The 14,633-nt window shown below is 38.3% G+C and carries 10 protein-coding genes and 1 tRNA gene; 7 read left to right on the top strand and 4 right to left on the bottom strand.

Features of this window, described 5'->3' with window-relative positions; all coding sequences use genetic code 11:
* Positions 1–5: 5 nt before the first annotated feature.
* From NLF99_RS03425 to NLF99_RS03410, 4 genes are all read right to left on the bottom strand, one after another.
* Positions 6–656 (bottom strand): hypothetical protein, encoded by a 651-nt coding sequence (locus NLF99_RS03425; RefSeq protein WP_185218571.1) that lies wholly within the window; start codon positions 654–656, stop codon positions 6–8.
* 2 nt (positions 657–658) lie between these two features.
* The gene (locus NLF99_RS03420) at positions 659–1,531 is read right to left on the bottom strand and encodes an SDR family oxidoreductase (protein ID WP_185212802.1); all 873 of its coding nucleotides are present in this window, start codon (positions 1,529–1,531) and stop codon (positions 659–661) included.
* Positions 1,532–1,533: 2 nt separating this feature from the next.
* Positions 1,534–2,301, bottom strand: coding sequence for an enoyl-CoA hydratase/isomerase family protein (locus tag NLF99_RS03415; RefSeq protein WP_185212803.1), 768 nt, complete (start codon positions 2,299–2,301; stop codon positions 1,534–1,536).
* Between the two features lie 149 nt (positions 2,302–2,450).
* A complete protein-coding gene (locus NLF99_RS03410; protein WP_254526723.1) occupies positions 2,451–5,120 on the bottom strand; it encodes a hypothetical protein in 2,670 nt (889 codons plus the stop codon).
* Positions 5,121–5,225: 105 nt separating this feature from the next.
* Between NLF99_RS03410 and purD the strand changes: the two genes are divergently transcribed.
* The 7 genes from purD (at position 5,226) to NLF99_RS03375 (ending at position 14,199) form a co-directional block, all read left to right on the top strand.
* Complete coding sequence (gene purD, locus NLF99_RS03405; protein ID WP_254526722.1) at positions 5,226–6,500, top strand: phosphoribosylamine--glycine ligase; 1,275 nt, start codon at positions 5,226–5,228, stop codon at positions 6,498–6,500.
* 97 nt (positions 6,501–6,597) lie between these two features.
* Positions 6,598–6,669: transfer RNA gene (locus NLF99_RS03400), tRNA-Glu, on the top strand.
* 457 nt (positions 6,670–7,126) lie between these two features.
* On the top strand, positions 7,127–8,611 hold the full coding sequence (locus NLF99_RS03395; RefSeq protein WP_254526721.1) for an HAD family hydrolase: 1,485 nt from the start codon (positions 7,127–7,129) through the stop codon (positions 8,609–8,611).
* Between the two features lie 79 nt (positions 8,612–8,690).
* Positions 8,691–11,102 (top strand): sensor histidine kinase, encoded by a 2,412-nt coding sequence (locus tag NLF99_RS03390; RefSeq protein ID WP_254526720.1) that lies wholly within the window; start codon positions 8,691–8,693, stop codon positions 11,100–11,102.
* Positions 11,095–11,745 (top strand): hypothetical protein, encoded by a 651-nt coding sequence (locus tag NLF99_RS03385; RefSeq protein ID WP_254526719.1) that lies wholly within the window; start codon positions 11,095–11,097, stop codon positions 11,743–11,745. The genes NLF99_RS03390 and NLF99_RS03385 overlap by 8 nt, the downstream gene beginning before the upstream one ends.
* A complete protein-coding gene (locus NLF99_RS03380) occupies positions 11,738–12,352 on the top strand; it encodes an HNH endonuclease (protein WP_254526718.1) in 615 nt (204 codons plus the stop codon). The genes NLF99_RS03385 and NLF99_RS03380 overlap by 8 nt, the downstream gene beginning before the upstream one ends.
* A 2-nt stretch (positions 12,353–12,354) precedes the next feature.
* A complete protein-coding gene (locus NLF99_RS03375) occupies positions 12,355–14,199 on the top strand; it encodes an N-6 DNA methylase (RefSeq protein WP_254526717.1) in 1,845 nt (614 codons plus the stop codon).
* Positions 14,200–14,633 lie beyond the last annotated feature (434 nt).

Raw genomic sequence — 14,633 nt, 5'->3', positions numbered from 1 at the left:
ATTAATTAGGCATCGCAGTTGCCATAAGAACGGTCCAGTACAGTTACATACCAAGAGCCTTCAAACTGTTTAACATGGAAAACCAAAAAGTGTTCATCCGTCGGGTTTAAAATAACGCGATAACTGCCATCTTCTAATTTGGAAACCCTTTCCAAGGTCTTATCATCGTACTTAGCTCCATTGAATTCCCCTTGGTACTTCATGATGGTATCCAGCAGATGCGTCACGCTGGTTGCGGTCGTATCGCTAGAGAAACCATATTTGGTCCATTTATCCGTATCACATAGAAATTCAGGCAATGCCTCAAAGGTCAAGGTCTTGTCGTTTTCAAAAGTAGTATAGGGATAGGATTCGGGAACAGGATTTTGAACATCAAAGCTGTCCACTAATTTGAATTCATCCATCACCCCAGGACGATAGATGATGGCAAGTCCATGCTCAGGATGGATCAAGGCATTGACCTTTTCATTGTCTTGGCTAAGGTAGGCACGCACAAACCTTGTAATCACCTCCGAAATCTGTTGGATCTCCTCAGGTTGGTTCAGGCTTGCTCGGGTGACCGTGTCCTGATGGGCTGTTGCTGTTTTTGATGAGTTATTACAGGAACCTAATAGCACAATAAAGGCCAATAGTCCCACTGCGTAATTTTTGATCATGATTATTTGTTGTTTTTCCGGATAGTTTGCTCGATTGTATCCCACATTTCTGAAGGGATGGCCTCCATGCCATTCATCTGACCGGCTCCTTGTAGCCATTCTCCTCCGTCTATGCTGATTATCTCGCCATTGATATAACCTGCAAAATCAGATATCAAGAAAGCTGCCAAGTTTGCCAATTCCTGATGTTCTCCAACACGTTTTAATGGAACTCGGTTCTTAAAGTCAAATTTCTGGGCCAATTCGCCAGGTAGTAGGCGGTCCCAAGCCCCTTTGGTAGGAAATGGTCCGGGAGCAATCGCGTTATGACGGATGCCATATTTTCCCCATTCAACTGCCAAGGATTTGGTCAAGGTCACCACACCGCCTTTAGCAACGGCCGATGGTACCACATAGCCCGAACCTGTGAAGGCATAGGTCGTCACGATATTCAGTACGTTTGCTGCCTGTTTCCTTTCGATCCAGTGCTTGCCAAACTCCAAAGTACAGTTCACCGTACCTTTTAGGACGATATCGATAATGGTAGAAAAAGCATTTGCAGATAAACGCTCGGTTGGCGAGATAAAGTTCCCCGCGGCATTGTTCACCAATACATCAACCTGCCCGAAGATCTCGATGGCTTTCTCGCGCACAAGTTTTATCTCCTCCGTATTCCTGATATCACAGGCAACAGGTAATACTGGGTTTCCGGTCTTGGCCTGGATTTCTTTGGCAGTTTCTTCCAGAACATCCAGTTTACGGCTCGTGATGACCACGTTGGCCCCCAATTCCGAAAAATAGACGGACATCGCCTTCCCCAATCCAGTTCCACCACCGGTTACTACCACTGTTTTACCTTTCAGGGCGTCCTGCTGTAAAGCTCCTTGTACTGCCATATTTATGATTTTTTAGTGAGATTGTCGATTATTGCTTTCAAGATTGCCCTTGTGGACGGTGCCCACCAGCGCTCTAGGACCTGCTCAATGGCAGCCCCCTTGGTTTCTTTTACCTGCTGCAAGAGATGCTTGCGGATATTCAACTTCGAAGCCCTCCATGCGTTGGGCTCAAACTGCAGGTATTGCTTGGCCTTTCTGGCTGCAGTCGTCTGGATGCGGTCAAAATCAACGACCTCATCAACCAAACCTGCGTTCAAAGCCTCCTGCGGAGTCAATAGCTTGCCTTCCAATAAGAATCGCGCCGCATTGCCTGAACCGATCCAAAAGGCATAAAGTTCAAAAATACTGCTAGGGACAATGATGCCTACTGGCACCTCATTTAATCCGATGATATATTCTCCAGCCGCCATTACTCGGTAATCGGAGCAAAGGGCCAACACACAGCCTCCTGCTGGACTATGTCCTGTAACCGCCGTGATAAAAGGCTTAGGGAAAGAGACCAGTTCTTCGATCAGGTCAATGAACTTTTCCCAAAAGGCCTTCATCTGTGCCTCGTCGTATTGAAAGAGCGTGATCAGGTCCAGGCCTGAAGTAAAGAAACCTTCTTTACCTTGAAGGACAACGGCAAAAACGGATGGATCTTCCTTTAGGGATCTGAATGTAGTCGTGATTTCCTCGATCATTTCCAGATGCATGGCATTGGATTTTCCTCGATCTAATTGAATGTAACAGATGTTCTCTGATACTTGAGTATTTAAGAATGTACCCATATGAATTCCATTTGTTAAGTATGGAAATTTACGGAAAAATTAGACGTTATGATAAAAAATTAGCGCTTATTATAAGGTAATGTGGAGATATATTGATGTTAGAATAAGATTATCAAAAGAATAGGCCCAAATGAATGGGCCTATCTCTATTATTTAACTTCAAACTCTATTATCCTTCTCAATATCCTGCCATTGAAGTCCAAGCCCTCAATGATCATTCTATAGGTTCCAGCCTCATCCGAAGTGTAAAAATCAAAATGAGCAATTCCCTTTTCATTCGATACTATCCCCGGTTCCCAGTGTATCGTCGTTCTAAGGTCCGTTTGGAACTGGCTTTCCGAATTCGTTTCATAGACAGGTTTGTAAAATTCCTTGGTCAAAGATATTCCTCTTGGCGAAATCGAAAGGATTCCCGTTGGCTGATAGGCCGAACTACGTGCGTCCCTGCCTGTTTTGGACGTGATAATGATCAAACCATTGCCGCCGTAGCTACCGTAGATGGAGGTGTAATTAATGTTCCGGAGCACCTCGACGCTCTGTATATCGATGGGGTTGATGCTGGATAGCATATCACCTTCCACATACATCCCATCTATCACCAGCTGCATCGGTCCATTGCTACGCGTGCTGTAAGGAATTCCTCCACGGAATACCACACCGGTCAGCCTGCCGTTTAGACACATCTCCAAACTAGGGCAGGTAGTAAGGTCTTCCGCTGTCAATACCTGATCCGCATTGCCAGAACCATTGAGGTTGGACGAATTGGCGGCCGCTTTCGGACGTTGTGCCCGCACGGTAACCTCTTCAATCTGGAATACCTTTTCCATGATCCCTTTTTTCTCCAATTGCTCATAGAACTTTTTGCTGGCCAGCAATTGATCCGCATTCAGTTTGTTGATGTCATTCAAGATCAAGGGCAGGTTCTTTCCGAAGTTTATGGCAGGCTCCTTAAAAGGGTTCGCAATGATGTCCACAAAGTTTTTCCCCTTATCATTCCTTGCCGACAATAAAAACTTGACACTGTCCGGAAACAACAGGTTCTTAAAGGCAAACTCACCTTCCGCATTCGCCGTGGTATCCAGGTAATCCATAAAGTTATTCGTGGATATCAGCTGTATTTTCGCATTGGGAACCGGTGCCTTTCTGCCCACCTTATTGATGCTCCCTTTGATGGTAATCCCTTTCTCTTCATCGAACTCCGCTTTTGAATTGCTGAGCGAGTCCAATTTATTGATCGAAATCTTCCTCCAACCCTGCGTCAACATCAGGTTGTCCAGATCCGCCGCCTTGACCGTACCATCGGCATTGAAGTAGAAACTTGGCTTCTCAATGAAACCTTTGATATCTGCATTTAAAAAGAGCGAGCTTAGTATGCTCACCGAGTTGGGAACATCATCGCTGTAGTTCTTTAGGTTAACGACAGAAGCCGATAATGCAGAGAAGCGAATGCTATCCTCCGTATTCCCAATGGTAATCTCCGTGTTCACCTTTTCCCTTAAGCCATAACTGTTCTTGTTCAATTTCACTTCAGCGGGTAAAATGGACTTTTTATTATAGTTGAATATAGCCCTTTCAGAAAGAGGTAGAAAATCCTTGTTCAGCAAACTCACTGTCAGAACACCCATAGGCAGGTCCTTACGCGGCACATTGAACAGGACATTCGCCTGGCCGGCCTTATTCTTGGCCATATAGTAAATCTTGCCTAGATGTTGCACAATGAGGTAGAGTTCCTCATTGTTTATCTTCCCTTCAGCTATATTGACCTGTGCAAAGACCTTATCCGAGTTGCTGTTGTTGATGGCCAAGGAGATATTGTTTCCGGAAACCGCATCTATACTGATGGTCTTTTGGCTGCCATCCTCAAATTTAGTCTGTATCTGGTAGCTTTCACCCTCCTCAAAATAACAGGGTGCAGAACCCATTCCCAGTTCGTTGGTGCTCAGCACGGCTGCGGTATCTTGTTTCGAATTGATGATCGTGATATCCGCCTTTATGCCCAATCCTTGCGGATTCAAGGTCTTAATAGCTATCCTATTCAGTTCATTGCTGACGATTTGCCCGCCCTCCATAAAATACTGGACCGAATTCCCAGAATCAAAGGCATTCGTATTGATCAGTTTCTTGACAATGGATCCATCTAAGTTCTTGAAACGAATCGAAAGCGGTTTCCCCCGATTTTTATCGGTCACCTTGATCCTGATGCTCCCATCAGGCTGCATGGACTCCCGACCTCGGTCGACTACCTTATCCCCGTCCATAACCGTATAGCCAACAGAAGTCTTTTCCCAACTTTTGTTTTCTGGGTTTTCGAAATTTAAGAGATAGAACTCATTTTCCCCCTCCTTGATAAGCTTGCTGCTGCCAATGATATTGTCCGAACGGACATTACCGATATTCAGCACCTTCTCAAAATAATAGTCAGAACTGCTGTTCCGCATCCAATTGCTGTACGCCCGCATGCGGTATGAACCTTCTACCAAGGTGTCCGCAAGCAACATATCGCCTACAGATACGCCCGTAAACAGGGAATTGATCTTTTGTGACACAATCTCGCCCGTCGGGCTGATCAATTCCACATAGGCAATATTGGATAGAATGGAGAGTTGATTTTCCAGTCCGATCGTCGAATAGATTTTGTACCAGACGGTTTCTCCGGCACCGTAATTATTGCGGTCGGTTTGGATGTGGATCTTTTCCTGAGGGAATTTTCCTGCATACAGATCCATCTTTTCTTGAAAGGATTCTGAAGTTTGAGCAGCTAGTGGATTAAATAAACTGATAAAACACAGGAAAGCCAAGATGGCTGTGAGTTTCTTCATAATTAAGTCGGCTAAATCCTTATAATTATACGAAAATTTGTAAAGAATCTATGTAAATATTTTTTTTGGGAGCGGATTTCTCATCTGCTTCAATATCTTTGCGGTATGAATATTCTGATCATCGGCTCTGGAGGTAGAGAGTCTGCCTTTGCCTATAAAATCTCGCAAAGCCCTAAACTAAGCAAATTATTTATCGCTCCTGGAAACGCAGGAACTGGACAGTACGGTGAAAATGTACCTCTAAAAGTGACCGACTTTGAAGGAATCGCTGATTTTGCTTTGAAAAACCAAGTGCAAATGATCGTGGTAGGTCCAGAAGAACCATTGGTGAAAGGTATTCATGACTTCTTCCTTTCTAGGGAAGACCTAAAAGATATTGCCATTGTCGGCCCGCAACAAGAAGGCGCCCAGTTGGAAGGATCCAAGGATTTCTCCAAGGAATTTATGATCCGCCACAATATCCCAACCGCTGCTTTCAAATCCTTCAATAAAGAAAACCTAGAAGAAGGCTTGGCATACCTAGATACCCAAAATCTTCCTATCGTTTTAAAGGCTGATGGATTGGCGCAAGGAAAAGGCGTATTGATCATCGATAATTACGAAGAAGCGAAAACGGAACTGAAGGCCATGATCAATGATGCTAAATTCGGTGCCGCTAGTGATGTCGTGGTCGTAGAAGAATTCTTGAAAGGTATAGAACTTTCAGTTTTCGTATTGACCGACGGGAATGATTATAAGGTATTGCCTTCCGCAAAAGATTACAAACGTATCGGCGAAGGGGATACAGGATTAAATACAGGCGGTATGGGTTCGGTATCACCGGTTCCTTTTGCAGATCAGGCATTTTTGGACAAGGTAGAGAGCCGCATCATCAAACCTACCGTAGATGGACTGAAAAAGGATAACATACCTTACAAGGGCTTTATCTTTATCGGACTGATGAATGTAGACGGGGAACCGTTTGTAATTGAATACAACGTGCGTATGGGCGATCCTGAAACAGAATCGGTATTGGTTCGTATCGAATCTGACCTCGTTGACCTATTGGAAGGTGTAGCCAATGAAGACCTGGCAACGCGCTCTTATACCGTAACCAATAAAACTGCAGCAACCGTAATGATTGTTTCCGGTGGTTATCCAGGAAATTACGAAACTTGCAAGCTGATCACAAACATCGAAAACGTGAAAGAATCCATCGTATTCCATGCCGGAACTAAACTTGATGGTCAGAATGTACTGACTGCCGGAGGTAGGGTTCTAGCCGTTACTGCACTAGAAGATGACCTATTCTCCGCTTTGCAACAGGCAACCGCTGACGCTGGACGCATCTTTTTCCAAGGAAAGTACTTCAGAACCGACATCGGATTCGATCTTATATAAAAATATCGGTTTAAAAGCCAATGAGTTATATTTTTGCCAGTGAAAATATTTTGGAAGAATAGATAAAGCTTCTATATTTGCATCACCAAAGCAAAATGGCCCGTTCGTCTAGGGGTTAGGACGCAAGATTTTCATTCTTGAAACAGGGGTTCGATTCCCCTACGGGCTACGGGAAAAAGCGACTTGAAAAAGTCGCTTTTTTTGGTTTTGGGGGATTGTATACTGCGCAAAATTTAAATGGTTTTGGATAATATCTCTTCCAAAATCTATGTCTTGGCCATCTGAAGATTGTCCAACGATACTTACCTGATTTTCATATCTGTTTCTTTTTAATTTATTGAGATTTTCAGCTGAGAGTAAATAAAATTAGGGAAATCAGTAGAATCAAAGGAACCTAATTAAACTTTTGATAGGAATGCCTTTTAACCTATCAATGAGATTTAAAATAGGGAATTCCTAATAAAAAGGATAAGAGCAATGAAAATACAATATCTAGAAGAGGATGTTCAAAAGTTCGAATCCAAAGTATAATCGAAAAAAGGTAAGGCCTGCCCAACTTCCACTAGCTCTATTGACAAATACTGTTTATGATTTCATACCTTTACCTATTAAATTTATCTATCAAAATGCAAAAGCGTGTAAACTTTGTTGTAACAGATTTAGATGATACCATTTGGGATTGGCTTAATATGTGGCATAATTCGTTTAGCCCATATTTAAATCGCATTAGTGCCGAGTTTAATTTAGACATTACAGAACTCAAGAATGACTTTAAACAACTTCATCAAAAGTATGGCACTACTGAAGCATCATTTATTATTGATGATTTAAAACAATTGAACGAACTTCATCTAAAGAAAATTTATGAAGAGACAAATGCTGGAAAAAGCATTATTCATGAATATTATTCCAATAAAAAAAATAATCTGTTATTATTTGAAGACACGCTTAAAACATTAAGTAGTATAAAAAGTTCTGGAGCAATGATTATCGGGTTTACGGAGTCCCATTCCTTCTATACAAAATATCGACTGAAAACGTTGAACATTGACGGATTGATTGACTGTATTTATGCGCCTGTCGATGCGGAATTACCTGATTCAGTAAAGAAATATTACCCAGAAGGCTATTGGGAACCTCAAAGAACTGAATTCAGGTATTTATCAAGAGAAGTAAAGAAGCCTAATTCAGAAATTTTAGAAATTATACTTAAAGATTTTAATGCTAAAAAGGAAAACACAATTTATATTGGAGATAAACTTGCCAGAGATATCTTTATGGCAAAGGAAGCTGGGATCACGAGTGTATATGCCCACTATGGAGATAAGACAGATGGTGCAGAATACGATTTGCTTAGAGAAGTTACTCACTGGTCTAATGAAGATGTTGAAAGGGAGATAAAGTTTAAAGCGGATTTTAAAGGTAAAACAATTATTCCAGATGTCGTTTTAGATAAGACAATAAAAGAATTAATGGATTCTTTTGAATTTTATTCTTTTGATCGGCGAGATAAACATGATAATATTAAGAGTACTGTTGAGGTTTGGAAGAAAGTGGTGGATGTTCAACAGCATTTCAACGATTTAGAATTAAGAATAAGAAACTACGCTTTAACTTTATTTACTGCAATTGTGGCAGGAATTGGCCTATTGGAAAAGGAAAAAATCCAATTAAGCTTAATAGGTTTGGACATTCCCGCCTCTACTTTACTAGGTTTTGCTGGTATCTTAACTTTGGTGGCGTTTTGGTATATGGATAGATACTGGTATCACAAACTATTATTGGGAGCAGTCAAACAAGGACAATATATAGAAACAATGCATGCCGGCGTACTACCAGAATTAGGTTTGACAACAGCTATTGGCAAATCAAGTCCACAAAAAATATCCTGTGGAAAGAAAATTTTGTTAACTATACATTCATCTAGTAAATATTGGATTTTTTATGGTTTACTGTTCACGCCTTTGATCATTCTAACAGTTGCTTTATTTTTTGGACACCAGTTAAGGCCCAAAGAGAGTATCTCGAAAAAGAATCACATACCTTCGATAATTGAAAAGAAGAGGGATTCAACCTCCAGTCTTATTGTAAAAGAATCTATTACCAAATAAACTAGAAATATATTAAGTTTGATAAAATTTGGCTTACCATTTAGTACTGTGTCAAGTATGGAGCAATAAACTAAAAGTTATGGGGAAAATATCATTTTCAGTTTCAGCACGTACAGCCAAACTTATTGGCCAAGAAAATTTTGCAACTGCTGAAGGTGCAGTTATTGAGCTGGTTAAAAACAGTTATGACGCCGATGCGAAGAACTGTGTAATCATCTTTGAAAATGACAGTAAATTTGCTAGTGAACCTACGTTATATATTATTGACAATGGCATTGGAATGACTGATGAAGTCATAAAAAAGCAATGGATGAAAATTGGTACCGATGATAAACTGCAAAATTTTAGATCTGATGGTGGACGCGTTAAAACAGGTGCAAAAGGGATTGGTCGATTTGCTTTAGACCGTTTAGGTCTTTCTTCAGAAATGCAAACAATCGCCCAACAAACCGAAAAAGGGGCATTATGGAGCGTTAATTGGAGCGATTTCGATAAACGTGGAATTTCGATAAGCGATGTGGAAGCTGATTTGTCAGAAATTAATAATCCTGATATCAAAAAAACTTTATTACAGAAATTTGAATCGGTTAAACCGATTATTGACTGTCTTAGTAGTATTGATTTTCAATCAGGAACTGTTCTAAAAATTAACCCGTTAAAAGATCGTTGGGATGAACATGCTATAAAAAGCTTATTTGACAACTTGGAGGTTCTGATACCCCCGCAAGAACAACCTGAATTTAGCGTTCATCTATTCTCTAAGTCGGCACCCTATGAATTTGGGCTGGTTAATAGTGCCTATTACGATGACTTTGATTATAAAGTGTTTGCAAAATATTTTGGGGACAAAGAACGAACCTTAGAAATTACTATAACCAGAAACGAGTTAGATATTGAAAAATTAGAAACTTCGTACAATGAAGTTTTCGAAAACAACTTATTAAAAAATTCCCCTTTTGATCTAAATACTATTAAGGAAAAAACATTTACGTTAACTAGAACTAAAGCAGACTTTCCAATATTCACCAAAGCAAATCAAGATCTTTTGGATAAATTAGGTGAATTTGAGTTCACTTTTTATTTCCTAAAAAATCTTATTGACAGCCACGACAAAAATAAATACCCATATAAAGATATTTCTCCTGCTAACAGAAGAGCGTGGCTAAATAAATTTGGTGGAGTAAAAGTATTCAGAGATGACTTTAGAGTACGCCCTTACGGCGAAGATGGACAAGATTGGTTAAAACTTGGTGAACGACAAGCTAAAAGTCCTGGCGGGCCTGGCCAAAAAATGGGGGGCTATAGGATTGGTCCAAATCAAATAGCAGGTACAGTAAAGATATCTCGAATTGCTAATGCTAGCTTTCAGGATAAATCTGGTCGGGAAGGGATACAAGAAAACGAAGTCTTTGAATTGTTCAGAAATGTGTTAATTGATATCATCGGTGTATTTGAGCGCGATCGTAACCTAATAATGTTCAGTTTATCAGAACTTTCAAAAAAGAAATACAAGGCCGAGGAAGATCGAAAAAAAGCAATAGAAGAAGCAGAACGAATATTACAAGAACAAGAAGTAGCGAAAAAAAAACAGGCTGATGATAGTAAAATATCCAGTAAGCCTGATGTAGCAATACCCCCAAGCACAACTAATAATACAAATACTGAAGTATTATTCGCTACAGCTACAATGGGCTACGAACAGGAACTTCAGGAGAAAAATGAAGAAATTAAACTACTTCGTGGTTTAGCAAGTGTCGGTCTAATTATATCCTCGTTTGCTCATGAACTAAAAGGCCTACGTTCTCGATTAGTTCCGAGAACAGATTTTTTAATCAAAGAGTTGAAAAAGCTTATCAATGAAGAGGCTTTATCTAAAACACAAAAAGAAGACAATCCTTTTTATATGTTAGAATTGATAAAGAATGAGGATTTGAAATTAAAGCATTGGTTGGATTATTCGTTAAGTACTTTAAAAAGAGATAAAAGAACACGGACTAACATCAATTTCGGAGACTATTTTCAAGATTTCGAAGCCAACTGGCGAATGGCATTGCAACAACGTAATGTGAAAATGAACCTAATGGGTGATAAAGACCCGAAAAACGTCATTCAGGCGTTTGAGGTAGATTTGGATGCTGTTTTTAACAACTTGCTCTCTAATACTCTTAGTGCATTCAAGGAAAAAAAAGGCTCCTACTCAAGGGAAGTTACTATTGCGTGGAAATTAATTGGTGAATTTATTGAGATTAGGTTTTCAGATAATGGTGCTGGACTAGCAGAAGAATATATAACAGAGCCAAATAAGATATTTGAATTTAACGAATCTTCGAAAACAGACCGTACAGGTAATAAAATCGGGACTGGAATGGGGCTCTATATTGTTAAATTGGTTATTGACGATTATAAAGGTGCCGATATTAATATTCTTCCAAGCACAGAAGGGTTCTCATTAGGTATTAAATTTGCGACTAGAAAAAATAAAGATGTATAAAATAGGATATATTGATGAAGATAAAGGTTGGCGTAGTACATTTCGCCAGTATCTGAAAGACGACTTTGAAATTGTTCTTTTTGACATTAACGAAGAAACCACTGTAGAGACGCTGGTTGATGACGTCTTTAATCAAGCTATGGATATGCTTGTAATTGACTTTCGGTTGGATGAAACTGGATTAGTCGATTTTAATGCTGATACATTAGTGGATAAAATCCAAGAAAGAAATTTATACTATCCTTTAATTATTCTTACCTCCTTTGAGTCAGATGCATTAGATCATTTAGAAAACGCAAATTTGGTTAATGGAAAGGATATGCTCAGTGGAGATAACAGCTCAAAAGTGTCAATTTTAAAACAAAAAATAAGCAAGATAGCTAATGATTACATATCTAAAATGAAAGAGACTGTATTGGAATTAGAAATTTTGGAAAAGAGGCGTGTTAAAAATGGTTTGGAACCTAATGAAGAAGACAGGTTTGTTGAACTTAACAATTATTTGGATAAAACTACTTCTGCCAAAGGTAGGTTATCCAGAACTTTTTATTCAGAAGATACAAATAAAAAGTTAGATGAACTCATTTGCAAGACAGAACAATTACTAAAACAAATAATGTTTAAGAACGAGCCAAATGCCTAATTTCAGAGAGACTTTACCGCAAAGAAGATTAAATCGGGCGGAATGTAAACATTACTCCTCCTATCTAAAGACACTAAGGGCAGACTTTCATCACAGGTGCGGATATTGCAATGATCATGATAAAATCAGAATCAGAAGCTTCACAATTGATCATTTTGTGCCACAAAATCCTGATGGATTTATACATAACATAAAGAACAACTACTATTATAACTTGGTTTATTCATGTAGATATTGTAATGCTGCAAAATCTAACAAGTGGCCTAGTAAAGATGCGGCTATTCATCATGACGCCAACGAGGGGTTTATCGACCCCTGTAATCAAGATTACACAGATCTTTTTAAACGAGAAAATTCGGGACGGATTATCGCCAATAACCCTGTAAATGCCCTATCAAATTATATCATTAAAGAGTTGAATCTTTGGCAGCCCATACACGAACGAATGTGGAAACTTGAACGAATAAAAGTTCTCAGCGAAGAGGTTAATAATAAATTGAAGCAGCTCCCAAATGGCGATCTTAAAGAATTCGTTAAAGCGCTTCATTATGAAATACTAACTGTATTAGAGTCAGTCCAGTCAAGTATCTTTATCGAGAACGATTAAATATGATTATTAGAAAAGAAGTATTTACCTTTTTGAAATCCTACTCAACCGAGCCGGATAAAATTAATCGACTTATAGTTTCCGCGTTTATTAAATCCAATAATATCGTTTTAAATAACAACAGGATTCTTAAAGAACTAATTATTAAGGAGAAAGACCATGATTATAATGCATTTCTAGAATTCATTGAAATCCAGGGTTTTTTAGGTTTTGAACAGTTAATAGAAATATTTGAGTTTGTTATATCTCCAGAAGAAAAAGTAATTACAGGGGCAATTTACACCCCACAACTAATACGGGATTTTATAGTAAATAACAGCATATCAGTGAATACCAATTTACAAAACTTCACCGTCTGTGATCCTGCATGTGGTTGTGCCGGTTTCTTGTATACCGCTGCAAAAAAGATAAAGGCTATTACGAAATCAACCTATAAAGTAATATTTAAAAACAACATCTTCGGCTTGGATATACAGGCCTATTCTGTAGAAAGATCGAAGTTATTGTTGTCGTTATTAGCATTGTTAGAAGATGAAGATGAGGAAGAATTTGAGTTTAATATTTTTTGTGGTAATGCATTAAATTTTAATTGGAGTTTTGCCATTCCCAATTTTGAAGGATTCTCAAATATAATTGGAAATCCGCCATATGTTTCCTCACGAAATATTGATGAAGAATCTAAAAGATACCTAAAAAATTGGAAGGTTTGCTCAACAGGACACCCTGATTTGTACATACCGTTTTTCGAAATTGGATTAAAGTATTTGAAGGATCACGGTGTGTTGGGATTTATCACAATGAATACGTTTTTTAAAAGTGTTAATGGTCGTGCATTACGTGAGTTTTTTCAAACGGATGGCATTAAACTTAAAATAGTTGATTTTGGGGGACAACAGATTTTTCAATCTAAGTCAACCTACACCTGCATTTGTCTTTTGCATAAAGAATTCTCTGAATCAGTCCAGTACACAAAATTAAATGACATTAAACAAATATTGAACCCTGAAAAAATAAGGTTTAACACAGTCCCTTATGATAAGTTAAATGCTTTCAACGGTTGGAATCTACAGGAAATCGAAATTATTGGAAAGATTGAAGGGGTTGGAAAACCTTTTGGTAAAAGTTTTAAAACCAGAAATGGAATTGCAACTTTAAAAAATGACGTCTATATTTTCACACCAATAAAAAAAGATGAGAATTATTATTTCTTAGAAAATGAAGAGGGAGTTTTTAAGATTGAAAGTGGCATATGTAAAGATATAATCAATCCAAATAAGTTAACTACTTTACAATCGATTGAAGACATCAGGAAAAAAATCATATTTCCTTACCAATATGAAGGAGATGTGGTAAAATTATTAAGAGAAGAGATATTCGCTAGAGATTTTCCTTATGCATATAAGTATTTATCGCAAATGGCTCCCAAGTTGGCGGGTAGGGATAAGGGTAATGGCAAGTACGAAAAATGGTATGCGTATGGTAGAAACCAATCGCTTGAAAGATTTAATCATAAACTATTCTTTCCGCATATCACCTCGACAATCCCCAGCTATATCCTAAATGCAGAACCGGATTTGCTATTTTATAATGGATTAGCAATCATTGGTAGGGATGAACGAGAATTGTTTTTTATAAAGAAAATAATGAGTTCAAGATTATTTTGGTTTTACATAGTAAACTCAAGCAAACCATATGGATCTGGATTTTATTCTTTAAGTCGGAATTACATAAAAAACTTCGGAGTCTATGAATTCAGTGAAGATGAAATCGACAAAATCATTCAGGAGAATGACATGACAAAGGTAAACAGCTTTCTTGAAAAGAAGTATGATATCCATTTACATTGATAAAAAGGGAAATAATAACTTCTAGTCAAAGAGCTGTTGAGAACCTTTACTATGTAAGAGTTTTGAGGAACTGATATAGTATAATCAAATAAAAGGTTGACTAAAAGACTCTTAGTCATCTAGTCTAAGTGGAGTCCAAATGTGCCATAAGTGTCCCCCATATTTCTTTTTTTATTAAATTCCTCACTCTTTTCTACTAAAAAGATCTTTTAGTTCTTTTGTCATTATTCTTTTGCCTTTTGTATCGTCAGCATGATCAATCTATACATAATATTCCCATTATAAATCGTAGGTAAAATCTGCATGTAAAAGTTACTGGAATTTGTTTAAATGAATTCAAAAAACTATAAAAAAAACACTTTCATTCTTTTACTACTTGAGTTGAATTTTCATTTACCACAATTTTATGGATATCAGTTCTTTAAGACTAATTA

The organism is Sphingobacterium sp. LZ11T8 (assembly GCF_024261425.1).
Lineage (GTDB): Bacteria > Bacteroidota > Bacteroidia > Sphingobacteriales > Sphingobacteriaceae > Sphingobacterium.
The sequence above is the reverse complement of the archived record's forward strand: the minus strand, read 5'-3'. Positions and strand labels throughout refer to the sequence as shown.

Bases quoted from the DNA above. Each gene is read 5' to 3' on its own strand.
- NLF99_RS03425 (WP_185218571.1), bottom strand. From the start codon at position 656: ATGATCAAAAATTACGCAGTGGGACTATTGGCCTTTATTGTGCTATTA.
- NLF99_RS03420 (WP_185212802.1), bottom strand. From the start codon at position 1,531: ATGGCAGTACAAGGAGCTTTACAGCAGGACGCCCTGAAAGGTAAAACA.
- NLF99_RS03415 (WP_185212803.1), bottom strand. From the start codon at position 2,301: ATGGGTACATTCTTAAATACTCAAGTATCAGAGAACATCTGTTACATT.
- NLF99_RS03410 (WP_254526723.1), bottom strand. From the start codon at position 5,120: ATGAAGAAACTCACAGCCATCTTGGCTTTCCTGTGTTTTATCAGTTTA.
- purD (WP_254526722.1), top strand. From the start codon at position 5,226: ATGAATATTCTGATCATCGGCTCTGGAGGTAGAGAGTCTGCCTTTGCC.
- NLF99_RS03395 (WP_254526721.1), top strand. From the start codon at position 7,127: ATGCAAAAGCGTGTAAACTTTGTTGTAACAGATTTAGATGATACCATT.
- NLF99_RS03390 (WP_254526720.1), top strand. From the start codon at position 8,691: ATGGGGAAAATATCATTTTCAGTTTCAGCACGTACAGCCAAACTTATT.
- NLF99_RS03385 (WP_254526719.1), top strand. From the start codon at position 11,095: ATGTATAAAATAGGATATATTGATGAAGATAAAGGTTGGCGTAGTACA.
- NLF99_RS03380 (WP_254526718.1), top strand. From the start codon at position 11,738: ATGCCTAATTTCAGAGAGACTTTACCGCAAAGAAGATTAAATCGGGCG.
- NLF99_RS03375 (WP_254526717.1), top strand. From the start codon at position 12,355: ATGATTATTAGAAAAGAAGTATTTACCTTTTTGAAATCCTACTCAACC.